The sequence below is a fragment of the Saccharibacillus sp. WB 17 genome (genome assembly GCF_008634075.2).
GTDB classification, from domain to species: domain Bacteria; phylum Bacillota; class Bacilli; order Paenibacillales; family Paenibacillaceae; genus Saccharibacillus; species Saccharibacillus brassicae.
The window spans coordinates 179,664-204,337 of sequence record NZ_VPFK02000014.1 but is presented as its reverse complement, the minus strand read 5'-3'; the positions used below and the strand labels follow the sequence as shown (position 1 = coordinate 204,337).

At 58.6% G+C, this 24,674-nt stretch carries 20 protein-coding genes; 15 read left to right on the top strand and 5 right to left on the bottom strand.

Translation table 11 applies throughout. The features are described 5' to 3' along the window. Positions 1-156: 156 nt before the first annotated feature. On the top strand, positions 157-2,064 hold the full coding sequence (locus FTE24_RS06880; protein WP_150231828.1) for a sensor histidine kinase: 1,908 nt from the start codon (positions 157-159) through the stop codon (positions 2,062-2,064). 93 nt (positions 2,065-2,157) lie between these two features. Here FTE24_RS06880 and FTE24_RS06875 read toward each other — a convergent pair whose 3' ends face one another. Continuing rightward, positions 2,158-2,430 (bottom strand): NHLP leader peptide family RiPP precursor, encoded by a 273-nt coding sequence (locus tag FTE24_RS06875; RefSeq protein ID WP_150231826.1) that lies wholly within the window; start codon positions 2,428-2,430, stop codon positions 2,158-2,160. A gap of 199 nt (positions 2,431-2,629) precedes the next feature. Next, positions 2,630-3,562, bottom strand: coding sequence for a hypothetical protein (locus FTE24_RS06870; RefSeq protein WP_150231825.1), 933 nt, complete (start codon positions 3,560-3,562; stop codon positions 2,630-2,632). Positions 3,563-3,710: 148 nt separating this feature from the next. Between FTE24_RS06870 and FTE24_RS06865 the strand changes: the two genes are divergently transcribed. From FTE24_RS06865 to FTE24_RS06855, 3 genes are read left to right on the top strand one after another with little or no spacing between them, the layout of a single operon-like run. Next, positions 3,711-4,178 carry a cupin domain-containing protein gene (locus FTE24_RS06865; RefSeq protein WP_141448796.1) on the top strand — a complete coding sequence of 156 codons (468 nt, stop codon included), beginning with the start codon at positions 3,711-3,713 and terminating at the stop codon, positions 4,176-4,178. A 1-nt stretch (position 4,179) separates the two neighbouring features. Further along, positions 4,180-4,500, top strand: a complete 321-nt coding sequence (locus tag FTE24_RS06860) for a hypothetical protein (RefSeq protein ID WP_150231823.1) — start codon at positions 4,180-4,182, stop codon at positions 4,498-4,500. A gap of 15 nt (positions 4,501-4,515) precedes the next feature. After that, positions 4,516-7,392 carry a CHASE3 domain-containing protein gene (locus tag FTE24_RS06855; protein WP_160441684.1) on the top strand — a complete coding sequence of 959 codons (2,877 nt, stop codon included), beginning with the start codon at positions 4,516-4,518 and terminating at the stop codon, positions 7,390-7,392. Between the two features lie 139 nt (positions 7,393-7,531). On the opposite strand, the gene FTE24_RS06850 is transcribed toward FTE24_RS06855, so the two are convergent. The 3 genes from FTE24_RS06850 to FTE24_RS06840 all read right to left on the bottom strand — a co-directional run bounded on the left by FTE24_RS06850 (position 7,532) and on the right by FTE24_RS06840 (position 12,685). Further along, positions 7,532-9,364, bottom strand: a complete 1,833-nt coding sequence (locus FTE24_RS06850) for an ABC transporter ATP-binding protein (RefSeq protein ID WP_150231819.1) — start codon at positions 9,362-9,364, stop codon at positions 7,532-7,534. After that, the gene (locus FTE24_RS06845) at positions 9,348-11,099 is read right to left on the bottom strand and encodes an ABC transporter ATP-binding protein (protein ID WP_150231817.1); all 1,752 of its coding nucleotides are present in this window, start codon (positions 11,097-11,099) and stop codon (positions 9,348-9,350) included. Before FTE24_RS06845 ends, FTE24_RS06850 begins: the two co-directional genes overlap by 17 nt. A gap of 446 nt (positions 11,100-11,545) precedes the next feature. Continuing rightward, the gene (locus FTE24_RS06840; protein WP_160441683.1) at positions 11,546-12,685 is read right to left on the bottom strand and encodes a GNAT family N-acetyltransferase; all 1,140 of its coding nucleotides are present in this window, start codon (positions 12,683-12,685) and stop codon (positions 11,546-11,548) included. A gap of 201 nt (positions 12,686-12,886) precedes the next feature. Between FTE24_RS06840 and pgaC the strand changes: the two genes are divergently transcribed. The 11 genes from pgaC (at position 12,887) to FTE24_RS06785 (ending at position 24,630) form a co-directional block, all read left to right on the top strand. Continuing rightward, entirely contained in the window at positions 12,887-14,146 is a 1,260-nt protein-coding gene (pgaC, locus tag FTE24_RS06835; protein ID WP_337190027.1) for a poly-beta-1,6-N-acetyl-D-glucosamine synthase, read from the top strand. Continuing rightward, complete coding sequence (locus FTE24_RS06830) at positions 14,104-14,562, top strand: hypothetical protein (RefSeq protein WP_150231813.1); 459 nt, start codon at positions 14,104-14,106, stop codon at positions 14,560-14,562. The genes pgaC and FTE24_RS06830 overlap by 43 nt, the downstream gene beginning before the upstream one ends. A 365-nt stretch (positions 14,563-14,927) precedes the next feature. Then, the gene (locus tag FTE24_RS06825; protein ID WP_150231811.1) at positions 14,928-16,160 is read left to right on the top strand and encodes an aminopeptidase; all 1,233 of its coding nucleotides are present in this window, start codon (positions 14,928-14,930) and stop codon (positions 16,158-16,160) included. A gap of 83 nt (positions 16,161-16,243) precedes the next feature. Then, positions 16,244-16,657 (top strand): DivIVA domain-containing protein, encoded by a 414-nt coding sequence (locus tag FTE24_RS06820; protein WP_150231810.1) that lies wholly within the window; start codon positions 16,244-16,246, stop codon positions 16,655-16,657. Positions 16,658-16,768: 111 nt separating this feature from the next. After that, positions 16,769-17,089: a thioredoxin family protein gene (locus FTE24_RS06815; protein ID WP_141448805.1), complete on the top strand. Its 321-nt coding sequence runs from the start codon at positions 16,769-16,771 to the stop codon at positions 17,087-17,089. Between the two features lie 282 nt (positions 17,090-17,371). Beyond that, positions 17,372-17,905, top strand: a complete 534-nt coding sequence (locus FTE24_RS06810; protein ID WP_150231807.1) for an RNA polymerase sigma factor — start codon at positions 17,372-17,374, stop codon at positions 17,903-17,905. Next, the gene (locus FTE24_RS06805) at positions 17,889-19,712 is read left to right on the top strand and encodes a hypothetical protein (protein WP_150231805.1); all 1,824 of its coding nucleotides are present in this window, start codon (positions 17,889-17,891) and stop codon (positions 19,710-19,712) included. Before FTE24_RS06810 ends, FTE24_RS06805 begins: the two co-directional genes overlap by 17 nt. Before the next feature lie 206 nt (positions 19,713-19,918). Next, a complete protein-coding gene (locus FTE24_RS06800; RefSeq protein ID WP_150231803.1) occupies positions 19,919-20,452 on the top strand; it encodes an RNA polymerase sigma factor in 534 nt (177 codons plus the stop codon). After that, complete coding sequence (locus tag FTE24_RS06795) at positions 20,436-22,166, top strand: hypothetical protein (protein ID WP_150231801.1); 1,731 nt, start codon at positions 20,436-20,438, stop codon at positions 22,164-22,166. Before FTE24_RS06800 ends, FTE24_RS06795 begins: the two co-directional genes overlap by 17 nt. A gap of 207 nt (positions 22,167-22,373) precedes the next feature. Beyond that, entirely contained in the window at positions 22,374-22,910 is a 537-nt protein-coding gene (locus tag FTE24_RS06790; protein WP_202111779.1) for an RNA polymerase sigma factor, read from the top strand. Beyond that, complete coding sequence (locus tag FTE24_RS06785) at positions 22,894-24,630, top strand: hypothetical protein (RefSeq protein ID WP_150231799.1); 1,737 nt, start codon at positions 22,894-22,896, stop codon at positions 24,628-24,630. The genes FTE24_RS06790 and FTE24_RS06785 overlap by 17 nt, the downstream gene beginning before the upstream one ends. Positions 24,631-24,674: the final 44 nt, after the last annotated feature.

Genomic DNA, 24,674 nt, shown 5'->3' with positions numbered 1-24,674 from the left:
TTTTCTTTCCCTGCACCGCGCGGTCTTTCGCAGCTTCCCGCAGCCCTAAAAATTCAAAAGAAGCAAACGACTGGCAGGGAAGAGGGCCCCGCGCGGCGAATGTTACCTATCGAACAAGACCGGAAGTCAACACGATTGGCTGCAGGGGGGTGCGTCATGAGAACTTTACCAAAAATGCTGGCGATTCTGGTCGCGCTGCTCGCCGTCGTCTTCGTCTGCGTGGAAGCTTTTCCAAAAACGAAAAGCGAAGCGGAAACGGTCGTGGTCGAAGACTGGCATTTCCTGTGGGACCCCGGAGAAGCGGGGAACGCCGCGAACACGCCGCCGGACCGGGTACTGCATTCGGCCGACTGGATCTCCATGAACGAAGAAGCGATGCCGCCGTCCCGGCCCGAAGGCGCGGCGTGGGCCTGGGTGCGCATCGATATTCCGCAGCTCGGCTGGGCGATTCCCGCGGTGCTGGTGGAAAAAGCGTACGGACGCAACATCGTGGCCTACACCGAATACCGCGAACTGTTCGATTCCCATCGGCAGTACCGCTATTCGATGAACGAGCTGCTGCTGCCGCTGCGCGCGGAAGACGCGGGCGGTTCGATCTACCTGCGCATGCAGGTGACCGAAGGACGGGCGGGCATCGTGCAGCATGTCGCGTTCGGCAGCTTTTACGACCTGTTGACCCTCTACCTCACCCGCGACATGCTCGACATCATGCTCGGCGGATCGTTTATCCTTATCGGGCTCGTCATGCTCGTCTGCGCGCTGTTCCTCAACCGGGACTATTTGCGGTCGTGGATGTCGCTCGTCTTTATCATCTTGTCGATCGGGACGCTCGTCGTCTCGTACTCGCCGTTTCTGTTTACGCTTTACCCCGAATACGGCGGCATTTTGCAGCGGCTGTTCGACGTGGCCCTGTTTACGCTGCTGCCGGCCTTCCTGTACTTTTTCCAGACCATCTTCGGCAAAGGGTACAAAAATTCCATCGCGTATCTCGGTCGTTTCCAACTGATGTATTCGGCGTTCTGCCTGCTGCTGCTCGTCTTGAACGTGCTGACCGGCGAACGGTATTTCCCGATTTATTACCTGCTGACCACGACCGTTCTCGGCCTGCTGATGCTTGTCGAACTGCTGACCATGCTCGTCTGTTCCGTCATGTACAGCCTGAGACGCAACAAGGACGCGCTGATCTTCAACGGCGGATTGGCGATTTTCGCGGGAGCCGGCATGATCGAGCTGATCGTGTTCTACGCCAGCGGGCAGCATTACGATCTGTATTGGTGGAAATGGGGCATGGTCGTGTTCGTCATTTCGCTTATCATCGTGCTCGGCCGGCGGTTCGTCGAGACGCATAATCAGGTGCTCGAATATTCCAAACGGCTCGAAATGTTCAACAACGAACTGCAGCATGCGGAGAAAATGGAGATCATCAGCGAACTGGCCGCCTCCGTCGCGCACGAGGTGCGCAACCCTCTTCAAGTGACCCGCGGGTTTTTGCAGCTGCTGGGCGAACGTTCGGCGGTATCGGAAAAAGCGTATATCGGCATGGCGCTGGAGGAGCTCGACCGGGCTTCGGGCATCATCACCGACTTCCTGACGTTTGCCAAACCGGGCGCGGAAAATATCAAAATCATGTCGATCGACGAAGAATTCCGGCATATCGAAGGGGTGTTGACGCCGCTTGCGAGCATTCATCACGGGCAGATCGCGCTCGATCTGGAACCGGACCTGCACGTCAAAGGCAATTCGTCCAAATTCAAGCAGGCGTTCATCAACATGATCAAGAACAGCATCGAAGCGCTGCCGAGCGAAGACGGCCGGATCGACGTTCGGGCTTCCCGGGAAAACGGGCAGGTCGTGATCCGGATTCGCGACAACGGGCTTGGCATGGCGCCCGAAGAACTCAAGCGGCTCGGAGAGCCGTACTTTTCGAACAAGACGAAAGGGACGGGCCTGGGGCTGATGGTGACGTTCCGAATCGTGGAAGCGATGCAGGGGACGTTGACGTTCGACAGCAAAAAAGGAGCGGGAACCGAAGCGACGGTCCGTTTTCCGGAAGCCTCCGAGTAGGAAGCTTTCCGGAAACGGACGATCGCGGGAGTCCCGCTCCTTGCGCGTTATACAGACGTTGAATGCCGGGAGAACGGACGGAAAAGCGTCGGATCAGACGCCGCTTCCCCACATGGCGGCCGGTTCCACGACGATCCGCTCGGCCTGTGGAATGACGGCCGACGGAGGAGGCGGAATGACGAGATAGAACTCGTTCGCCGATTCCTCTACGGCGTTCAGGCGAACGTGTTCGGGCAGCTCGATGCCGAACGCTTCGCGCAGCGCGGCCTTCGGATCTTCCAACAGGCGGGCGCGGAACTCGGGCTCGGCCCACGCTTTTTGGATCACTTGGTTGCGGACCAACGCTTCCGATGTCGAACTTGTCATTTCAAATCATCCTTTCGCGTGCGAATTGGGAATCGTACGTACGGGGCCGGCAGCCCAAATACGGGAGCGCGGCCGATCAGCGGACAATTGGCTTCAAAGCAACAGAGGTTCGACCGAAACGGCCGATGTCAAAAAATCTTAATTTGTGGAAGATTATAGCATGCTGTTCGTATACCGGCAAGTAGGCAATCCTGCTTTGTCAAAGATTCTTTTGGCCCAGAAGCCAATAGTTCAAACCGCCCAACTGCAAATGTCTCTTCTCCGCTTCGATCCGGGCGGCAATCTGCTCAAGATCGCCGGCCAGCGCCGCATGAAACCCGATCAGGCCGGGGAAGTCTCCCGCATAGGTCTCAAGATCCAGCTGGCGCTCTGCCGCAAACCGCGCGTACGTGCCGAGCAGTCCCCGGGCATAGACAGCGTCGTTGATGTCGGAAGCCGCGACGGGATCTTCGGGATCAAGCCCTTGTTCGCGCCGGTAGAGCGAAACGAGGCAGTTATAGGCGTTCTCGCGCAGGTCTTCGGCGTAATCCGCCCAATCGTCAGCCATTTGCAGCGTGATCAGCGATTGGCGCACGGCATAGAGCGCCCGCTCCCGCATAGGCTCGTCGCTGCCGAACAGGGCGTACGGACCGAGCAGCAGCGGCGCGGCGCGGGCGGCGATCTCTTCCGTCCGTCCAAAAAAAGGATCGGAGCTCCGTTCGGCATTCAGGCCGGCGGCCCATTCCGCGGTACACAGGCGCAGGGCATGCCCGAAATCGGCCGGGGAAGAGAACAGGGCGGCGTAGCGCGCGTTCATCTCCGCGTTGAACAGCTGGGACAGCGCCACATGCAGGCGGTCCGTGCCTGCCGCGCGGTCGATCCGTTCGTCCTGCAGATGGAAATGCAGCATGCCGAACACGTTCGCTTCGGCGACGCTGCGGCAGGTGCCGAGCGAAGCTCCCGAAGCCTGTCGCAGCCAAAAAGGCAGCAGGCAGCAGATGTAGTTGGTGGCCCCGCCGCCCCGCTCCGGATCGAACCGGTCCAGATAGCGGATTCCGGCTTCCGCGTAGGGCGCCGGAAAGCGTCCGATCGTGTCCCTGCCCCGTTCGAAAGCCTGTCGCATTTCCAATTTCATCTCTGCCGATAACCACATTTTCGTCCGCCTCCCCAAACTTTTTTGCTATCTCGTTAAATATACCCCCGAACCGTATGAAAAACCGCAAAAATCGTTTGTTCCGAACCCCTCCCTTATAGTATGCTGGAGTTCAGAAATGCTGAAAAGGGAAGGAAGATCCATACTTATGAATTCAAATCAACCGACATCCCTGTCTCCGCTCGTCGAGCTGCTGGGACTTGAAGGGCACGTTGAAGGCGGCTGGCACAAAGAACTGTGGAAATCGTCGTTCACGATTCCGCAGAGCGCGCTGCCGTCCGAATACACGGGCGACCGCTTCGCGGCAAGCTCGATCTATTTCCTGCTGCATCCGGGCGAGTTCTCGGAATGGCATGTGGTGCATTCCGACGAGCTGTGGCTGTGGCATACCGGAGGCCCGCTCGCGTTGACGCTGGGCGGCGACGGGGACGAACCCGTCGAAGGCGAAGAGATCATTCTGGGTCCCGATACGGCGAACGGCCAATCGTTCCAGGGTCTTGTGCCGGGCAAACATTGGCAGAAAGCGCGTCCGCTCGGTGACGAACCGGTCCTCGTGACCTGCATCGTGGCGCCGGGATTCCATTACGACGACTTCAAGCTGATCGAACGGAAATAGGATGAACTGGTACACGTTCGGCCAAATGCTGCATGCGATCGAACTGGGACAGGTGGCCGAAGCGGCCGACGGCGAACGCCGGATGAAGCTGCTGCCGGAAGGCATGGTCTGGCTGAACGGTCCGTACGCAGGCGGCCTCGTGCGCGTCCAGGGCTATTTGTTCAGCGATTTGTGGACGATCCGCGAAGACGATCCGTTCGAACCGGAGGTCGAAGAACGGGCGAAGTGGAAGCGCAAGCGAACGGAGATGCTGGAGAACCAACTGTTCGACCGGCGCGCGCGGCGATTCGAACCGCCAAAGATCGAAGAGAAAACGGAGTGAGCGGAGGGCATGGAAGTGCCGAAGACGAGAAGATTTAACATTCGCGCGAAAATTTTGGCCGGCTATTTGTTCATTTTGGTCTGTCTGGGCTTGTCGCTGCTTGCGGTCTCTTCGCAAGTGCGCAGCCTGCAGGAAGCCAACGCATTTATTAGCGACCACGATATCGCGGTGCACGACGAAGTCAGCGCGCTGCAAAAAAACGTGCTGGACATGGAGACCGGCCAACGGGGCTATCTGTTGACCGGAGACCGGGATTATCTGGAACCTTACAATAACGGGCGCACCCAATGGGAGACGACCTACAGCAGGCTGTACGAGCTGATTGGCGACAATGCGTCCCAGCAGGAGAGCCTGCGGCTGATCCGCGCCAACATCGAGAGCTGGGTGGCGGAAATGGGCGACCGGACGATCGAGCTGAAGAGCTTGAACCGGGATAACGAAGTGCTCTCTTTCTATACCGGGAACGCCGGCAAACGCGAAATGGATCAGCTGCGCGTGGAATTCGACGCTTTTCGCGATACCGAGCAGCGGCTGACGAACGCGCGGGTAGCGGAACTGAAAGCGGACAGCGATCGCACGCTGTACGCGATGATCGGGCTATGGGCGCTGGTCGGCGTCGTGTCCATTTTGGCGGCGCTTGCGATCGCGGGCAATATCTCCAGAACGATCTCCCTCGTGACGGAAGCGATCCGCTCCATTACGGTGGGCGGCGATCTGAGAGAACGGATCAAGATCCGCTCGCACGACGAAGTCGGCGATTTGGGCGTTTCGACCAACGAACTGCTGGCGAAGATCCAGGCCGAAGACCAGCATAAGGAGCGCCTGATCCGTCTGGCCGAGCTGCTGCAGGAACAAGCTTCTTTTTCCAGCGCCAAGCTGGCCGAAGCGTTTATGGCCAAAGTGTCCGAATCGACAGGCATTCCCGTCGGCGTATTCTATTCGGCGGACGAATCGCGCGGAACGCTGATCAAGCTGGCGGCGATCGCCGAAGATCCCGAACACGCGGCGCAGACCGAGAACGTCGGAATTCCGTTCGGCGAAGGACTCGTCGGGCGATGCGCGCACGAAGGCAGAACGCTGCATCTGCGTGAGGTGCCGGCGGATTACGTCAAGGTCTCTTCCGCGCTGGGCATGGTGAAATCGGCCGAAGTGCTGCTCGTGCCCGCCCTGTACGACGGAAAAGTCAAAGCGGTGATCGAATGGGCGTCGGCCAAGCCGTTCGAACCGGACGAGATCGTCCGGCTGGAACGCAAAGCCGAACTGCTCGCAAGCACGCTGCAATCGGTCGAAGCGCGGCAGGAAGTCGAGCGGCTGTACCGCGAATCGCAGGCGCTGAACGAAGAGCTGCAGGTGCAGTCGGAAGAACTGCAAGTGCAGTCCGAAGAACTGCAGGTGCAATCGCAGGAACTGATGACGCAGCGCGACGAGCTGGAGAGCATCAACGAACAGCTCGGCGAGCAGAAGCATTCGGCGGAGCGCGCCGTGGAAGAAGCGGAGAAGTACGCGCAGGAGCTGCAGGTCAGCTCCCGGTACAAGTCCGAATTTCTGGCCAATATGTCGCACGAGCTGCGCACGCCGCTCAACAGCATGCTGATCCTGTCGCAGATTCTCGCCGAGAACGAAGGGCGCACGCTGACCGCGAAAGAGCAGGAATACGCGTCGAGCATCAACGCTTCCGGCAAAGACCTGCTGAACCTGATCAACGACATCCTCGATCTGTCCAAAGTCGAAGCCGGCAAAATGCAGCTTGAGCTGGGACTGGTCGATCTAGGCGGCGTCGCTGCCGACATGAACCGCCATTTTGCCGAATTGGCGCTGCGCAAACAGCTCGAGTTCCGAATCGAAATCGAGAAGAACGTGCCGGGGCTGATCTACACGGACGAGATGCGGCTGCAGCAAATTCTCCGCAATCTCCTGTCGAACGCGTTCAAGTTTACCGAACGCGGCGAAGTGGTGCTGCGAATCGGCCGGATTCCCGGCAAACGGATGAACCCGGAAGGTTCGCCTTACGAACAGCTCGCGTTCAGCGTCAACGATACCGGTATCGGCATCACCGAAGAGAATCGCAAGTTGATCTTCGAAGCGTTCCAGCAGGCCGACGGCACGATTGCCCGCCGATACGGAGGCACAGGGCTCGGCTTGTCGATCTCGACGCAGCTCGCTTCGCTGCTCGGCGGCGAGATTACGCTTGAGAGCCAATACGGAATCGGCAGCACGTTCTGCCTGTATCTCCCCTGCGTCAAGGACGACGCGGAGATCGCGGACCTGTTCCTGCCGTTGAACAGCGGCCATTCCTGGCCGGAAGCGGCGCTGCTGAACGACTTCGGCTCCTGGGAGACCGAAGGCGAATACGGGGTAGGCGAATCGGATATGTGGGGCGAAAGCCCGCATCCGGACAATCCCGGAGCAATCCGGATCGTGCCGAATTCCGGCGGCGGATACACCGAAGGACAGTCGGGATCGCTGTTCCCCGCGTCCGTGTTCGAACCGGACAAACCGTTCGTCGGCATGCGGATGATGATCGTCGACGACGATATCCGCAACGTGTACGCGCTCACCAGCATGCTGGAGAAGCACGGCGTGGAGATCACCGTCGCGCAGACGGGGCTGGACGCGCTGGACAAGCTGCGCGACGAAGCGCCGTTTGAGATGATCTTCATGGACATCATGATGCCGGAACTGGACGGGCTGGAAGCGATGCGCCGGATACGCCTGACGCCGGAGCTTGCGGAGATTCCGATTCTGGTCCTTACGGCCAAAGCGATGAAAGAAGACCGCGAGAAATGCCTGAAAGCCGGCGCTTCGGATTATCTGACCAAGCCGCTCGATATGGATCTGGTCGTGCAGCGGATGAAGATTCTGCTCGGCGTGACGAGCCGCGTCATGGATTGACGCTTCGCCGCCGGGGGAAGGGACCTCCGCCTCCCGCGCAAACTGTACGTGAAAAGCCCGCCGAACCGTGAATACGGTCTGACGGGCTTTTTGGCTGCTTCCCTATTCGTTTTTCGACTTCCGCTGCCTCAACCCGGATTCAACCCGGCAGCCGCTCCCGTCCCGACTGCCGGGCATGCCGGTACAGTTCGGCATAATGGCCGCCGCTCGCCAGCAGCTGCGCATGCGTACCCTGTTCGGTCACTTCGCCTTCCTGCATGACGAGGATGCGGTCCGCGTGCATGATCGTCGACAGCCGGTGGGCGATAACGATCGTGGTGCGTCCCTGCGAGACGGAGGTGAGCGCCTCCTGCACGAGCTTCTCCGTCTCGGAGTCGAGATTGGCGGTAGCCTCGTCGAGAATAAGAATTTTCGGCCGGAACACGACGATCCGGGCGAACGAGATCAGCTGGCGTTCGCCGGCCGACAGCCCGCTGCCGCGCTCCGACAGATGCGTGTCGTAGCCGTTTTGCAATCGCAGCACCATCGGATGCGCGCCGACGAACCGGCACGCTTCGATGACCTGCTCGCGTGTGACGTCTTCGCGGAACAACCGCACATTGTCGACGATTGAACCGGCGAACAGATACGGGTCCTGCTGGATCAGCCCGACTACGGCATGCAGGTCGCTCTGCGGAATGCGCCGAATATCGATGCCGTCGATCTCGATCGCCCCCTGGTCGACGTCGTAGAACCGGTTGAGCAGGCTGATCAGCGTGCTTTTGCCCGCCCCCGTCGTGCCGACGACCCCGATCATTTCGCCCGGGCGGATATTCAGGTTCAACCGCTTGAGCACCGGCCGGTCCGCGCGGTAGCCGAACGTCACGTCGCGGAAGTTCACTTCGCCGCGCACGTCACGCGGATCGAGCGGCGCTTTTTGCCCGGAATCCGGTTCCTGCACGTCGGACTTCGTCTCCAGTACACGCTGAATGCGTTCGACCGCGACCGTCGTCGATTGGAACGTGTTCCACTGCATCGTAATCTGGTTGATCGGTTGGAAAAACTGGCGAATATAACTGACAAACGCGTACAGCACGCCGACTTCCATACTCTGCCCGAGCACGGCCCGTCCGCCGAGCCAGACCATCAGGACGAGCGCGGCGTTGCCGAGAATGTCGAAAGTCCGGTTGAACAGGACGTTCGAGCGGATCTGCCGCAGGTTGGCGGTCCAATAATTGCGGTTCTGCTCCGTGAAGCGGCCGAGCTGTTCTTCTTCCTGGCGGAACGACTGGATCAGTCCCATGCCCGAGAGATTTTCCGCGGTAAAAGCGATCAGCCGGGACAGCCGGCTGCGCGCCTGCTGGTACGTGCTGCGCAGATAGGAACGGAACAGCGCGGCGACGATGAAGATGACCGGCAGGATCAGCATGGAAAAAGCGGCCAGTTCGACGTCCAGGCTGAACATGAGCGCGATGATCAGCACCAGCATCATGCCGTCGCGCACGAGGCTGAGCAGCACCTGCGTGAAGAATTGGCTGATCGTCTCCGTATCGTTCGAGACGTTCGTGACCAGGCTGCCGCTGTGCGTCCGGTCGAAGAACGACATGGACATTTTGGAAATATGCCCGAACAGGTCTTTGCGAATTCGGGCGATGATGCTCTGCCCCGCGTATTGCAGCAGATTGTTTTGCAGATACGTAAATACGAAGCTGACGACCGCGATGCCCAGATACAGCAGGCCGAGCTTGATCAGCGCGCCGCCGCCTTCGCCTTTGACCAGATGGTCGTCGATCGCGATCTGGACGATCAGCGGCTGCAGCAGTTCGGCGGAGATGCCGAGCAGCGCGCAGAAGGCGACGCCGACAAAAGCAAGCCGGTGCGGCTTCGCGTACCCGAGCAGCAGCTTCAGCGTCGAAGACGTGGACGGCTTTTCCTCATGCGGCTTGGAGACGGGTTCTTTTTGCGCGGGAAGCTCTTTATTCAAGTTCGTCATGATGCAATCCCTCCTCCTGCAGCCGGTGCAGCATTGCGTAAGCGCCTTCGCGCCGCAGCAGTTCTTCGTGCGTCCCGCTTTGCACGATCCTTCCTTCGCTCAGCACGACGATCTCGTCCGCATGCTTGACCGCGCTGATGCGGTGCGAGATGATGATCGTCGTCTTGCTGCGCCGTTCGCGGACCAGATTGTCGAGGATACCCGTCTCGGTGACGGAATCCACGGCGCTCATGCTGTCGTCGAGAATAAGCACCTGCGCTTTTTTGGTCAGGCCGCGGGCGAGACTCGTCCGCTGGCGCTGGCCGCCCGACAACGTCACGCCGCGCTCGCCGAGCCGGGTATCGAAGCCTTCCGGGAAGCGCGAGATGTTGTCGTAGATCATCGCCCGTTTGGCGCCGGTCTCGACTTTTTCCATCGGCGCTTCCCGGTCGCTAAAAGCGATATTGTCGCGAATGGTCGTGCTGAACAGGAAGCCGTCCTGCGGCACGTAGGCGAGGCGGCTGCGCAGGCTTTCGAGCGACAGGTCGCGAATGTCCGTGGCGCCGAAGAACAGCGAGCCGCGCGGCGGTTCGTAGATGCGCAGCAGCAGCTTGACGAGCGTCGTCTTGCCGCTGCCGGTCCGTCCGACGATACCGATCGTTTTGCCGGGGGACAGCGTGAGATTGATATCTTTGAGCGCCGGTTCGCGGCTGCCCGGATAGTTGAACGTCAGATGTTCGAACCGGATTTCTTCCGGACGGTCGAGCGTGCGCGCATCGGCTTCGTCCTGCACGTCGGGTTCTTCGTTCATCAGGCGGTTGACCCGTTCGAGCGAAGCGCCGGAACGCTGCATCATGTTGATGACGTTGCCGATCTGCTGGAGCGGTCCGACGATGATGCGCATGTACAGCGTCAGCGAAACGAAGCTGCCGAGCGTAATGTTGCCATTGAGCGTCTGCGTGCCGCCGACCAGCAGCGCAAGCACGAGCGACAGCGCGCCGAGAAACGGAATGGCGGCCTGGAACAGCGACGACAGCCGGACGAGGAACAGTTGCGTGGAACGAATCCGGTCGACTTTTTCGCCAAACCGGTTTTCCGCGATTTTTTCCGTACCGAACGTTTTGGTTACCCGGATGCCGCCGAACTGTTCTTCCGCCGATTCGGTCATGCCCGCAAGCGATTCCTGCACGTGCATCGACCGTTCGCGGACCTGCGGCCCGATGCGCACGACTATCAGCGGGATGAATACGAGCGGGCTGATGCAGATCAGGATCAACGATAGCGGAATGTCCCCGATCATCATCATGACGATACACGACAGCAGCAGCACGACCGCGTTCGTCGTCTGGGTGACGCCGTTCGAGATCGATTCGCGTACCGACTGGACGTCGTTCGTGACGTAGCTGAGCAGTTTGCCGGTGCCTTGTTTGGAAAAAAAGTGCTCACTCAGCGTGGAGAATTTGCCGAACAGCTTCTGGCGAACTTCAAATTCGAACCGGCGGCCGAGCCGCATCACCTGATACTGGCCGAATCCGAACAGCACGCCGTACGAGACGCCGATGCCCAGCAGCAGCAGCGCGAAATGCAGGACGGAATCGTAGCTGAGCACGCCGGTCTGCAGATCGTCGGTAAAGCGGCCGAGCACGAGCGGCAGCGCCGACTGGACGACGTTTGCGACCACGATCAGCAGCACGGCGAGCAGATAACCCGGAATATGCGCGGTGACGTAGTCTTTGAGCAGTTCTTTGCCTTTCAATTGGACTTCAACTCTCTTTCGAAGTGTCCGCCGGCTGCGGAAATGCGGACGGGATCGGTGTATACATCCCGTTTGCGTGCCTGCACTGCGGACGAAAATGGGACGGACGAATCCGGTGGACAGACGGATTCGTCCGGCGAAGCGGCCCGGAGCAGCGCTCCGGACAGTGAACAGGCAGAAGCGATCCGCGCAGCGCGCTTCTCGTCCTGCCTGTTCGGGGAACGGTTTTGCTTTTCATTACTTATCTATTACCCGGCGGATGAAGCGGCAAACGAAAAAACGTTTCGAGTGCAGGGAGATAGAGGGCGAGAGCGGGAATTCGGGGAACGCAAAAAAGAACCGGAGCTTCTCCGGTTCTCAACGTGTCGCGAAATTCGGATTCCCGGCCAAGCGACGAAGCCCAAGGAGAACGAGCGGAACAGGATCATCGGCTGTCCGCTTGCGGGTTAAATGTAATGCAGCCCGTATACGTAAGGCAGGGGGATCGGCTCGAACCAGCCGGGAATATCGCCGAGCCGGGGGCTGTTCGGATCGAACAGCACGCTGTACCATTCGCTTCGGCTCAGTTCCCGGCCGCCCGATGCCGTAAATACCCGCCCTTCTTCATCGACCCGAAGGGCTTCGGTCCACGGCAGCAGCCACAAGTCGTAAGCTTGATCCAGCAGCAACCGGACATCCGTCACCAGCAGCGTTCCGGCATTGGGAACGGAGAAGCCGGCCGCTCCGGGCGTTTGGAGAAGCAGCGCTTCAAGTTCGCGCTCCTGCCAAGGCACGTGGACATGCAGCTCGTTCAGGCCGCAGGCGTCCGGCAGCGATGCCAGCAGCCAGGCTGCCGCCTGCGGATTGCCGCCGTAGGCGATGACCGTCGGCGGATTGCCGGACGGCGTATCTGCCGTCCCAGCGGCGGCTTCGGCGCCGGGACCGGGCGGCACGCCAAGCACGGCGTAGGCGGCCGGTTCTTCCCCGGCTTCGGCGAGGATCACGCGCTGCGCAAGCCCCAGAACGCCGCAGAACGCAGCGGCGCCGATCCGTTCGCCGAGTCCCGCGGCGCTTTCTTCAACGTGGGTATCGCCCGCGCGATGCAGGGCATGAAGACCGGGCAGGTCCTGCGGCCGGGCTTCGCGCAGCCGGTAGGAAAGCCCGCCCGGCGCCACGGCTTCGGCCGGGCGCAGCACGATCTGCGCGGCGCGGCCGAACGCGGCGCTGCCCGCCCTAGTATACAGCGGACGGGCGCCGGAGACGAAGAGCAGCGGGGCTCCGGCTTGTCTGGCGTGAGCGATGCTCAGCTCCAGCAGCCGGCCGGCAAGGCCGGCGCCCCGCTGCTCGGGCGCCGTGCAGACCGAGCCGATCGAGAAGGCGCGCAGCACCGCCGCGCCGCCGACGCGCAGCGTCGAAGGGGCGAGCCCCATGAAGGCGGCGAGCGCTCCGCTGTCGGCAAAAGCGCCGTAGGAATGCGCCACGCCCGGCGAGAACAGGGGCGGGAACAGGTCGCTCATCGAAGGCAGCGTATAGGGACGGAAAACGGAATCCGACAATTGCGCGGCTTCGGCGAGTTCGTGCGGTTGCATTAAGCGATAATCGGTCATGGACGCAGCTCCTTTAGTCATTCGATATGTGCCGCGAATATAACAGAAAGCGCTTTGATTTGCAAAACGAAGCAGCGGAGTAGTTAGGTGAAAAGAACCAGGTTTTATTTCCGTAAAATTAAGTTGACGTTTTGCTTGCTTCCTATGTATGATGGCAAAGTCTTTAATGAGTATTTTACAAATATGGCAGGAGGAATATGGGTGGATTTCCCCGAGCTTTTTTCTGGGCCTTACAGCCTAATTACGGGTTTTGTTTTCTGGTATCCTTTTATAATGGCCCTGTTTTGGATGGCAGGCTCTCTTCTTTTTCTTAAGACCAAAGAATCCAAAAAAGACGCGTTGGACATCGAGGAAATGGATTGGCCGATGATCAGCATACTGGTTCCCTGTTACAACGAAGAAGATACCGTCGAAGAAACGGTCCGCAACCTCGCAGCGCTTTCTTATCCGAAAAAAGAAATTATTTTGATCAATGACGGCTCGAAAGACGGGACGGACAAAATCATCAAAAGATTGTCGGAAGAATACGACATGGTCAGAGCCATTCAACTGAACGAAAATCGCGGCAAAGCGAATGCTTTGCAAGTCGGCTTGTTCGCCTCCAGATCCGAGTACCTCATTTGCGTCGATTCCGACGCCCTCCTTGCTGATACAGCCCCTTATTATTTAATTCGTCATTTCTTTAAAGGTGGAGAAAGACTTGGAGCCGTGACCGGCAATCCTGCGATCCGCAACCGCAACAATCTGCTCAGCAGGATGCAGTTGGTCGAGTACGCTTCGATTATCGGAGCCATCAAGCGGACGCAAAGACTGTTGGGAAAAGTCATGACCGTATCCGGAGTCGTGGTCGCTTTTCGCAAAAAAGCGCTTGTGGACGTCGGCTTATGGGATCGCGATATGATTACCGAAGACATAGCGGTCAGTTGGAAGCTCCAAAAGCGCTTCTGGGACGTTCGTTATGAACCGCAGGCCATTTGTTGGATGCTGGTACCCGAAACCTTGTCGGGTATTTGGAAACAGCGCGTTCGGTGGGCGCAGGGCGGCCAAGAAGTCATTCTCCGTCACTGGAAAATTCTGTTCAGCTGGAAGCAGCGCAGAATGTGGCTGATTTACCTCGAACAATGGATCAGTATTTTGTGGGCATTCAGCTGGCTTTTTGTCACATTGCTGCTGCTGTTTACGGCCGATACGATCCAAGACCGGCTCCTCTGGTTTACGCTCACTTCGTTTACGCTCGTACTCATCAGCCTAGTTCAGTTATTTATCGCGCTTGTGATCGACTCTAATTATAACCGCGTATTGAAATATTATTTCTGGGCAGCCTGGTACCCGGCCATTTATTGGATGGTTAATACGTTCGTCGTTATGGCCGCAGTCCCTCGGGCTATTTCGTCTCGCCTGAGAGGAGGTTACGCTGTATGGAACAGTCCGGACCGCGGCATGAAGAAGAAAGCTTCCTGATCGTAGGCAACCGTTCCTGGTTTCGCGCTTGCGTCGATTTCGTTTTTTCGTTGGCTTTTTGGATATATGGGCTGGCTGTGTTCTTGTTTTTCTTATCCGCTACTTTGGGATGGGACAACGGCCTTACAAAAGTGCTGCATGCTTCTTTTCACACGATGGATCAAGATGTGCGCAACCTGGTGATTTTGGCTATGGGTATTTTCTCGCTGTTTTACATCGCGCTTTATATTAACCGTATATACAATAAAAAAAGATTCGGTACGCTGCAAAGACGAACCTATCCGTCTTCCGTCGATAACCTGGAACTCAAAATGTTAGGGTTAATGGATCTGGAAACGATCGAGAAATTGCAAACCCAAGATTACACGGTTTTCGAGACGAATCCGATTATTGCTCTTGAAAGTAAAAAGCCGTGATCCAAAGGAAGGCCATTTGACCGATCGGCCTTGCATCCGTTTCGCCATTCCTAGGCGCATGCCAAAAATTACGGATTTTTCGAACTCGGTAGAGTCGGAAGAAGATCGACGGCTATTTACAGGCCTTCGGTCTTTTTCTTATGTTCCACCAACCAAATTCGATTGGAATCGCGCGCGGCAAACCTCTCGATCTCGGCAGGAACGTTCCGGGATCGGATTTTATAAGAAACTTTCGGCTGCGATTAAACTTGCGATCGAAAGCGGCTTTGTGGATTTTTGCGAAATCTTTGACTATGATAAGTAGAGATATCAAATTATCGGTTTTGGCTTATACATAAAAACGCTCATCAGGGGGCAAAAGAGAAATGGATTTGTTTGGAGAAAAGCTGGAACAATATGCAGAATTGGTCGTAAAGGTAGGGGTCAACATCCAGAAAGGCCAGGTGCTGCATCTCCAATCGCCGATCGAGGCGGCGGAGTTCGCGCGGCTGGTCGTCCGCAAAGCGTATGAAGCGGGCGCCAAATACGTCGAGGTCGAATGGGAAGACGAAGCGACGACGCGGCTGCGGTACGAACACGCGTCGGAAGACACGTTCGATTACTACCCGGCGTTCAAGGCGGAAGCGCTGGAGAAGCTGGCCGAAGACGGCGGCGCGGTCATGCATATCAAGGTGCCGGACCCCGAGCTGTACCGCGGCATCGACTCTTCGCGGGTGGCGCGGGCGACCAAAGCGGCTGCGGCGGCGCGCAGGGGCTATCAGCACTACGTGCGCTCGAACCAGCTCGCCTGGTGCCTGATCAAGGCGCCTACCCGCGCATGGGCGAACAAAGTGTTCGGCGATCTGCCCGAAGAGCAGCGCGTGGACGCGATGTGGGAGACGATTTTCCAGATGAACCGGGTCGGCGAAGGCGACGCGGTCGACAATTGGCGCCGCCATATCGAGACGCTCAAAGTCATGCAGGAGAAGCTCAACGATAAAAATTACAAAAGTTTGCATTACCGGGCGCCGGGCACCGATCTCACGGTCGAACTGGCACCGAACCACGTCTGGTTGGGCGGCGGGGATACGAACCGTGCAGGTGTCTACTTCGTGGCGAACATGCCGACGGAAGAAGTGTACACGATGCCGAACCGCACCGGCGTGAACGGCAAAGTCACGTCGACGATGCCGCTTAACCTGAACGGACGCCTGGTCGAACGACTGTCGCTGACGTTCGAGAACGGACGGGTCGTCGAATACGACGCGGAGAGCGGACGCGAGCATCTGGAATCGCTGCTGGATACGGACGAAGGCGCGAAATATCTCGGCGAAGTGGCGCTCGTGCCGTATGATTCGCCGATTTCCCGGCTGAACCGGGTCTTTTACAATACGGGGATCGACGAGAACGCATCGTGCCATTTCGCGCTCGGCAGCTGCTACCCGGTCAATATGCAGGGCGGCACGGCTTTGTCGCAGAACGAACTGCTGGCGCGCGGCGGCAATACGAGCCTGACCCACGTCGATTTCATGGTCGGTTCGGATCAACTGGATATCGACGGCGAGCGGCAGGACGGCAGCATCGAACCGGTCTTCCGGGCCGGACAGTGGAACATTTAAATTTCGGTTTTGCAAAACCTTTTATTTAAAAATCGATCATTTTCGGCTTGAATTATGATACATTAAACGGAGGAGGGATGGGCATGGAGGAGCAGTATCGACGCCAGCTCGAAGAGCAGAAACGTCTGTTCAAACAGCTCGGCATCAAGCTTGACGCCTTGCAAATTCATGAGAAAGATTTTCCCGTCAAAATGCGCGGGTATACCAAAGAAGACGTCGACGCTTTTCTGGACGACATCATTCTCGATTACGAGCGGTTCTATCAGGTCATCTCGGACCTGTTGGACAAGTACAATGCGCTTCAGCGCCGCCAGGGCTACGATCTGGAGAAGAAAGATGCCGAGATCGCGCGCCTGACGGAAAAAGCGAAAGTGCAGGATTATCTGGTCGACCGCCGCATCGTGGAAGAAGCCGTGCAGGAGATGGAACGTACGCTGCAGGCCGCCAAACGGCGAATCCGTCCGGGCTCGGGCGATTCGTACTCGGACCCTTATTGAGCGGGAACGCTTGAACGGCGGCCGCGGCGCGCAAACTTCGCCTGACGTCATCGGCACGTATACCGCTTGGCATCGACGGGCCCGTCCCCGAACCCGGGAGGAGAATGCGATATGGAACGAATCGAAAGCTTGGAACAATATAACGAACAGATCGGCGGCGAGAAGCTGACCGTCATCAAGTTCGACACGAACTGGTGCCCGGATTGCAAAAACCTGGACCGGTTCATCGGCGGCATCATGGACAAGAACGCGGACAAGGACTTTTTCGCGATGGACGCGGAGAAATTCCAGGATATCGCGGAGTCGAACGAAGTGCGCGGCATTCCGAGCCTGCTCGTGTTCAAGAACGGCGAGAAAATCGCCCATCTGCACAGCAAGTTCGCGAAGACGCCGACCCAGGTATCCGAATACCTGGAGTCGATCGGCAAGTAAAGTCTGTCCGAAGCGCCGTCGTTCGGCAGAATTCCGAACCGGCGGACATTGGCGGCAGCACGTTGCGAGCGGATCGACTCGAATCGATTTGGTACAATTTTTCGAAGGAATGGAAGAAAGGGCGGCCTCCGGCCGTCCTTTTTTTGTGCGCGGTTGGCCCGGCTTCGGCGGTTTCGCTGCGAGTCCCGCGTTCTTTTTTATCATAAAAAGGAACCGATCGCCGCGCTTGGCAGTTCATATAGGCGAGTGATCACTACAGAGGGGCAAAGGAAGTGAGCGACATTGGAAGACCGGGAATTATTCGAGACCTACAAAGAAGCCGTGTACCATTATTGTCTGTACATGCTGCACAGCCGCGCGGATGCGGAAGACGTGTGCCAGGAAGTGTTCGTCAAGGCGCTGCTGGCCGACCGAAGCGGTATCGAGTACCTCAAAGCGTGGCTGATGCGGATCGCCGCCAACGAATGCCATTCGCTGGTGCGGCGCAGAACGAACGGACAGATCAAGGAAAAGCGCGCGTTTTGGATGAATCTGCCGCTGCGTTCGCCGCAGTCGGTGGAGCAGGCGTACGAACAGTTGGAGACGTCGGACGAATTCGAGGAGCGGCTGCGCCTGCTGAAGCCGAAGCTGCGCCAGGCGCTGCTGCTGTACTATATGGCGGACCTGTCGGTGGCCGAGACGGCGGAAGCGCTGGACGTGCCGATCGGCACGGCGAAATCGAGAATCAGCCGGGGGCTAAAGGCGTTAAAAAAGTGGGCGGACAAGGAACCGGCGCAGCCGGAGAAAGAAGGTGACGTTCATGCTTCGAGTTACTGATCGGGAAACGGAACGCAAACTGCGCGGGCTGCGCAAGGAGAAACCGAACTACGACGCGATGTGGAACCGGGTTCGTCTGGAAGCGGACAAGCGGGAATCCGGTTGGCAGGAGCACGTTGCCGCGCCGGTGCTTCCATCCCCTCCGAGGAGAAAATGGCTGATGCCTACGGCGTGCGCCGCGCTGGCGGCGACGATTGCGCTCGGAGCCGCGGCTTCGCAAGGCTACTTCGAGAGCCGGTATCCGGAAGCGCAGGCGACGCCGATCGGGCAAGCCGTCGGCGTGCAGGCGGAAGCGGACGGCGTTACCTTGAAGCTGAACAACGTCGTGCAGGGGACGGTGAGGGATTTCGGGACGACCGCGCCCGATTCCAAAATGATGCTGGACTTCTCGCTGCTCGGCTTCGGCGACGAAGACGTGCAGGTCGCGGGCTTCGACCGTTCGTCCATTACCGACCTCGATACGGGCAAGAAGCTTGAACTGAGCATGGGCGATTTCAATACGGACGACGTGCGCAGTATCGAAGACTGGAAAGCCGAACGGAAGCTCAACACGTCGGCTCGGGTGACGGGAGCGTTCAATCCGGCCCCGGGACCGCACCGCTACCGGCTGGAGATGTCCGACCTCTACATGATTCGCCGCACGACGGTGCCGATCGAAGGCAAAGTCAAGCTGGGCGAACAATATGCGGTCCTGCCGGATCGGAATTTTAAGATGAAAATTACGGATATTCAATGGGACAACAAGCAGGGACTGCTGAATATCAAATATTTGCCGAACGCAAACGTGCCGAAGCTTGACGCGCAGAGCGATCTGCTGTTGGCGATGGATCGGGGCAACTCGGTCAGTCTGAAGCTCGGCGACCGCGAACTGGGCTGGTCCAGCTGGTCGGAAGGAGAAGGCGTCGCGGAAGTCGAAGGTTCGTACAGCATCAAAGGGCTCACCGAAGACCAGCTGTCCGACATGACGATGACGTTCACTTACGCCGAACCGGTCCGGGTCGTCGAAGGCCCGTGGACGCTCGATTTCACGCTCGATCCGTCCAAAGCCGAAATCCCGACCGAAACGGTCCCGGTCCAGGACGATTCCGCCCTGACGGAGCAGACCGGCTGGAAGCTCGGAGACGCGCTGCTCGACGCGTACGGCATTGCGATCCCGCTCGATCGGGGAACCGACGATCGTTCGCTGCGGGACGGACAGATCGTGCAGTACGGCAGCATCCAGCTGACGGACGGGGAAGTGACGCTGTCCGGCTCGCAGGACCCCGTCCCCGGCACCGATGTCGGGCAAGGCCGCGAACAAGAACCGGAATTCGTTAAATTCGGCATCCAGAGCCTGGCCCGCAACGAAACGCTGAACCAAACGACGCATGATTATCGGGAAAGCTACGACTTCCGCGGCAGGCCGTTGACCGCGATCTTCGGCTCGGCGTGGATCGCCCATATCGATCCCGATCGCTGGGTGCCGCTGGACGTGCCTACGGCAGAAGAACGGACGACGACCGATACGCTGGAAGACGGCAAACAGGTCGAATACACGGTGCACCGGAAAGGCAAGGACGTGCTCGTCGAGATCGCCGTCCCGGATTACGTCAATCTGTACGAAGGCACGCGGCTGCGGGTCGACGGCCGGGACTACGCCTACGACACCCAGCCGTCGGCGCAAAGTTCGATCCAAGACGCTGAAGGCCGGTACAACCGGGTCGACGTCTACCGCAACGTGCCGGAAGGGAAGCGATTCGAACTTAATTTGCAGGCTTACGGAACGGTCGAAGACAGCAAGTACGCGAAAGTGATCATCCGCGAATAATCGATTGGAAAGAGAGGCAAGGCTGCCGGGCACGTTTCCGGCAGCCTTTTTCGCTTCTGCGCGGCGGAGCGTCTGCTTGGGAAGAACGGTGCGGCAAACGGGAACCTCTGCGCGGCTTCGTCAGTCCTCTACTAAGAAGCGCGCGCTCATTCATGATCAAATGGGCAGGGAGGCCTACGGAAGTCGATAAGGATGTGAAAAGGGACATGAACGACCTGGAGTTGTTCGAAACGCATAAAACGACGGTGTACCGCTACTGTCTCTACATGCTCAAACACAGAGGGGACGCGGAAGACGCGTGTCAGGAAGTATTCGTAAAAGCGATGTTGGCCGACCGGAGCGAAGTGCGCAGCGAGAAAGCGTGGCTGATGCGCATCGCGGCGAACGAGTGCCACGGGCTGGTGCGGCGCAGAAGCCGGGGCCGGGACAAGGAGCAGTTGGCTTTTCTGCAAAGCGATCCGCTGCAGTTTGCGCAGTCGGTCGAAGGCGGGTACGAACGCCGGGAAGCGTCTGCGGAATTCGGCCTGCTGCTGCAATCGGTCAAGCCCAAATTCCGGGAAGCGCTGCTGCTGTACTATATGGCGGACATGCCGCTTGCGGACGTGGCCGAACTGCTGAACGTGCCGCTCGGCACTGTCAAATCGAGAATGAATCGCGGATTGAAAGCCTTGAGAAAGCTGCTGGAAGAGTCAAATACGCAAGCGGAAAAAAGGAGTGGATATCATGCCTCGAATTATTGAGTCCGATCTGGAAGGCCAACTTCGCCAGGTGGACGACGGCAGCCCGGATTACGCGGGCATGCGAAGACGTATCGTACTGGAAGCCGACAAGCGCAGATCGGGCTGGACCGAAGTGAAGCCGGCGGCAAAGCCGTATTTGCGCCGCAAATGGACCGTGCCCGCCGCTTCCGCGGTGCTGGCCGGAGCCGTCGCGACCGGCGTAATTCTCTGGCAGCCGGCTCCGGGCCCGGACAAGCCCGAGCAGGCGTACGGATCTCCGGCCGGCCAATCGCTGGAAGCGTCGGCTGCGGTGGACGGGGTGAAGCTGACGCTCAGCAACGCGATTGTGGGACATTCCGAAGAGGAGTCTGACGCTCCGTCCGATCGGCTGGCGCTGCAGATGAGCCTGAGCGGCCTGAACGAGTCGGAGGCGGAATACGCCGGCTTCGGTTCGGGACGGTTGATCGATCTCGACAGCGGAGAGACCCGGGACATGGACGGAGCCAGCTTCGATCTGCGGCAGGGCATGCACGATCTGCAGGCCGGCAAAATGCTCGATAACGAATGGGCAGCCGAATCGAGCACCCGGCGTCTCCGGTTCGAAATGGACGATTTGTACCTGATTCGGCGGCATGACGTTCCGCTGCCGGGAACGCTCCGGACCGGCGCGACCTACCCGGTGCCCGGCGTGGATGGCGTCTCCGTGCAGATTGTTGATTCCGTATGGGACGAAGACCAGGGGCTGCTGACCTTGAAATACAAGCTGAAAGGAACCGATGCGGATGCTTCCGCCGCGTATCCCGAGTCACTGTCGATCGAGACCCGTACGCTGCTGCGCTTGAATTCCGGTTCGAATACCGTCGAGTCGACGTCGGGAACCTGGGCAGGCAGCGAGTTCACCGTCAATTACGAGCTGCCCGGCCTGAGCGAGCAGGAGCGGCAGGCGCTGACGCTGACCTACAGTTACGCCGAAACGGTGCGGAAAATTGCCGGCAGCTGGAAAATAGATTTTACGCTCGACGCATCGAAAGCGCAGGAACGGTCGGTCAAGCTTACGCCCGTCAACGCTGCGGAGATCCGCCGCCAGACCGGCTGGACCGTCGGAGAAGCCAGCGTAAGCGCCTACGGCATCCGTCTGCCGATCGAGAGAAGTCCGCAGGATCGGGCGATGCAGGTGGGCAGCCTGCTGTTCTACGACAAACGCACCGTACTTGCCGGCGATTCCGAATTCGAAGAGGTCGAGCAGGAGGAAGCTTCGGCCGCAGGGACTGCCGGCACCGCGGAATCTTTGTTTTTCCGTCCGCTTAGCGTGGACATGCAGAATCTGACGACGGGTCCTTTGTCCGTCAAGCTGGAACAGGCTTTCGTGCTTCGCCAGGCGCCGGACGATTTCTGGACGACGCTTGCTGCTCCCGGATCGGAAGAACGGCAGGCGAGCGCCGAACTGCCGGACGGCAGCCGGCTGACTTATCGCTACACGCGCCAGGGCCGCGATCTCAAGATCGTGACCGAGACGCGCGATCCGCTGAAGCTGGTGCAGGGAACGGTGTTGAGCGTGGACGGCGAAGTGCGGCAGCCGGACGCGAAGTCTTCCTACAGCCCGTATCGGGCACAGGGAGCTTACCGGGTCGACGTTTACCGCAGCGTTCCACAGGATGCCGAGCTGAAGCTGGGCTTGGGCCTGTACGGACAGCTTGATCCATCCCGGGATATGGAAATTGTGCTGCGGAAGTAGGCACTTACCCGGCCTGACGCCGCCGCAAGCTCCGCGAACGGCATAGACGCAAGTGTACGAATCTTTCGGTGTTTCAAGTCCGGCCCCGCCCTGTTCGCAGGCGGGGTCGGGCTTTTTTGGTTTTTTTTCAAAAAGCGAACTGTTCGTCATTCCCGCGAGTCTCTATAACAGGGAACCATCACATAAGAGGGGTAAAGGACGTGAGAAATGGTGGACGACAATACGTTATTCATAACCTACAGGGAAGACGTGTACCGATACTGTCTGCACATGCTGCGGAACCAAACGGACGCGGAAGATATCTGCCAGGAGGTGTTCGTCAAAGCGATGCTGGCGGATCGAAGTCAGGTGGAGCATATCAAAGCGTGGCTGATGCGGATCGCCGCCAACGAATGCCATTCGCTGATGCGGCGCCGGACGAACGGAAACGTCAAAGAGAAAAAGGCGTTCACGATCAACGTGCCGCTGCGTGCGCCGCAATCGGTCGAGCAGGCTTTTGAGAAAAGCGAGACGGCAGACGAGTTCGGGAATCTGTTGAACAAATTGAAGCCCAAAGTGCGCGAAGCGCTGCTGCTGTATTACATGGCGGACCTGTCGACGGCCGAGACGGCCGAAGCGCTGGGCGTGCCGGTCGGGACCGCGAAGTCGAGAGTCAATCGGGGGTTGAAAATGCTCAAGAAATTGTATGAAAAAAGTCCGGAATCGCCGGGGAAAGGAAGTGAACGGCATGTCTCAAATTACTGAACAGCACATCCAGCAAAAAATGCGGAGTTTGCCGGACGGCAGCCCGAATTACGAAGAAATGTGGAGCCGGATTCGCCTGGAAGTGGAGCGCCGCCGCTCGGGATGGAGCGAGCAGACAGAGACCGTACCGGAGCGAACCGTTTTTTCGCGCGCGCGCCAATGGACGCTGGCCGCTTCCGCCGCCGCCGTGATCGCCACGGCCGCCGGCACCGCCGTTTATTTGGAACAGCGGCAGGCCGAGCCGGAAGCGATTACCGCCGATCCCGCCGGCCAGCGCGTCGATGCCTCGGCCGAAGTTGACGGCGTGAAGCTGAGTCTGGACAATGCAGTGATCGGAAGTTCGATAGTGGAAGCGCAGAAACGGATGGTGCTGAAAATGAGCCTGTCCGGACTGGAAGACCAAAAGTTCGATTACGCTTCGTTCAAAGAATCGCAGATTACGGATTTGGACAGCGGCAAACAGATCGCGGCCGACTTCGGCAATTTCGATGCACGGGCGGGAGTCGATCCTCTGAAGCTCGCCGAATATATCACCGAAAATCTGCCGGCGGCCGGAGAGAAGAAACGCTACCGGATCGTGATGCGGGACCTTTATTTGACGGGACGCTTCGAGACGCCGTTGGCCGGTACGCCCGCCGCGGGCCAAGAGTACATCGTCGTACCCGATCAGGATCTGCGCGTCAAGCTGACGGCTTACAATCGGGTGTTGAACGGGGCCAAGCTCAATGTGGAGTACGAAGCGAATCAAGCGGAACCGATGCCCGAAGATTACGATCCGAAGCGACTAAATTATGAAAGCAGCAGTTACCTGATCGCGAAGAGCGGAGACAAAATCCTCAAGCCTTCTTCGATCGAATGGAAAAAGGAAACCAAAAGCCAATCGTTCGATTTGAAAAGCCTTACGTCCCAAGAGCGGAACAACCTGCAATTCGTCTATTCCTATGCTCAAACGGTCAAAAAAGTGGAAGGCGAATGGTCGATCGACTTTACGGTCGAAGGTTCGACAGCCACTGCGGCTGCCGAGTCGGTTCCGATCCCGGATACGGCGGCATTGGAAGAACGCACGGGCATGACCCTTGCCGAAGCGCAGGTCACTCTGTTCGAAGTACGGATTCCGGTCACGCGTGAGGACGATTCTTCCGTGCTTCAAGACGGCAAGTTCATGTACTATAACCGTATGATCTTGCAGGCTGGAGAGTTTGAAACGAAGGGCATGCAGGCTCCGATTCCGGGATTGCCTTATAATCCGATAGAAGGGGTTACGACAGACGCCGAGACGATGTACTTCAACTTCAGGGGCTACCAGCTTCAGGATCTCGCCAAGGAACCGCTCACGTTGAAGCTGCGCGATGCGTTAGTCGCCCGGGTCTACCCGGACATCTGGACCGAAATCCAGCCTCCGAGCGATAAAGTCCAAGCCGCAGGGGAGAATATGCCCGACGGGAGCGTTATGGCTTATAAGATTGTGCGCAAAGGCAAAGACTTGCAGATCACTACGCCTACGGGCGGCAAGTTCTATCTGGTGACCGGCACGCGGTTGAAAGTCGACGGTCAGACGTACGAACCCGATCCGAAGCAGTCTTACTATAGAGACACCGGCAAAACCGGCTTCCGCATGGATGTGTTCAAAAACGTGCCGGAAGGCAGCGAGTTTGCGATCAACGCGGGCACGTACGGCGTGTACGATTCTTCGCGGGACATCGACGTTCAGATTCGGTAAAAGAGAAAAGAGAAACGAAAAAGCAAAACGAAAAGGGAGAGCCT

What these genes read in the sequence shown, in the direction of transcription:
- FTE24_RS06880 (WP_150231828.1), top strand. Translation starts at nt 157, where the DNA reads ATGAGAACTTTACCAAAAATGCTGGCGATTCTGGTCGCGCTGCTCGCC.
- FTE24_RS06790 (WP_202111779.1), top strand. Translation starts at nt 22,374, where the DNA reads ATGGTGGACGACAATACGTTATTCATAACCTACAGGGAAGACGTGTAC.
- FTE24_RS06785 (WP_150231799.1), top strand. Translation starts at nt 22,894, where the DNA reads ATGTCTCAAATTACTGAACAGCACATCCAGCAAAAAATGCGGAGTTTG.
- FTE24_RS06830 (WP_150231813.1), top strand. Translation starts at nt 14,104, where the DNA reads ATGGAACAGTCCGGACCGCGGCATGAAGAAGAAAGCTTCCTGATCGTA.
- FTE24_RS06860 (WP_150231823.1), top strand. Translation starts at nt 4,180, where the DNA reads ATGAACTGGTACACGTTCGGCCAAATGCTGCATGCGATCGAACTGGGA.
- FTE24_RS06815 (WP_141448805.1), top strand. Translation starts at nt 16,769, where the DNA reads ATGGAACGAATCGAAAGCTTGGAACAATATAACGAACAGATCGGCGGC.
- FTE24_RS06825 (WP_150231811.1), top strand. Translation starts at nt 14,928, where the DNA reads ATGGATTTGTTTGGAGAAAAGCTGGAACAATATGCAGAATTGGTCGTA.
- FTE24_RS06805 (WP_150231805.1), top strand. Translation starts at nt 17,889, where the DNA reads ATGCTTCGAGTTACTGATCGGGAAACGGAACGCAAACTGCGCGGGCTG.
- FTE24_RS06865 (WP_141448796.1), top strand. Translation starts at nt 3,711, where the DNA reads ATGAATTCAAATCAACCGACATCCCTGTCTCCGCTCGTCGAGCTGCTG.
- FTE24_RS06800 (WP_150231803.1), top strand. Translation starts at nt 19,919, where the DNA reads ATGAACGACCTGGAGTTGTTCGAAACGCATAAAACGACGGTGTACCGC.
- FTE24_RS06870 (WP_150231825.1), bottom strand. Translation starts at nt 3,562, where the DNA reads ATGTGGTTATCGGCAGAGATGAAATTGGAAATGCGACAGGCTTTCGAA.
- FTE24_RS06840 (WP_160441683.1), bottom strand. Translation starts at nt 12,685, where the DNA reads ATGACCGATTATCGCTTAATGCAACCGCACGAACTCGCCGAAGCCGCG.
- FTE24_RS06850 (WP_150231819.1), bottom strand. Translation starts at nt 9,364, where the DNA reads ATGACGAACTTGAATAAAGAGCTTCCCGCGCAAAAAGAACCCGTCTCC.
- FTE24_RS06795 (WP_150231801.1), top strand. Translation starts at nt 20,436, where the DNA reads ATGCCTCGAATTATTGAGTCCGATCTGGAAGGCCAACTTCGCCAGGTG.
- FTE24_RS06875 (WP_150231826.1), bottom strand. Translation starts at nt 2,430, where the DNA reads ATGACAAGTTCGACATCGGAAGCGTTGGTCCGCAACCAAGTGATCCAA.
- FTE24_RS06820 (WP_150231810.1), top strand. Translation starts at nt 16,244, where the DNA reads ATGGAGGAGCAGTATCGACGCCAGCTCGAAGAGCAGAAACGTCTGTTC.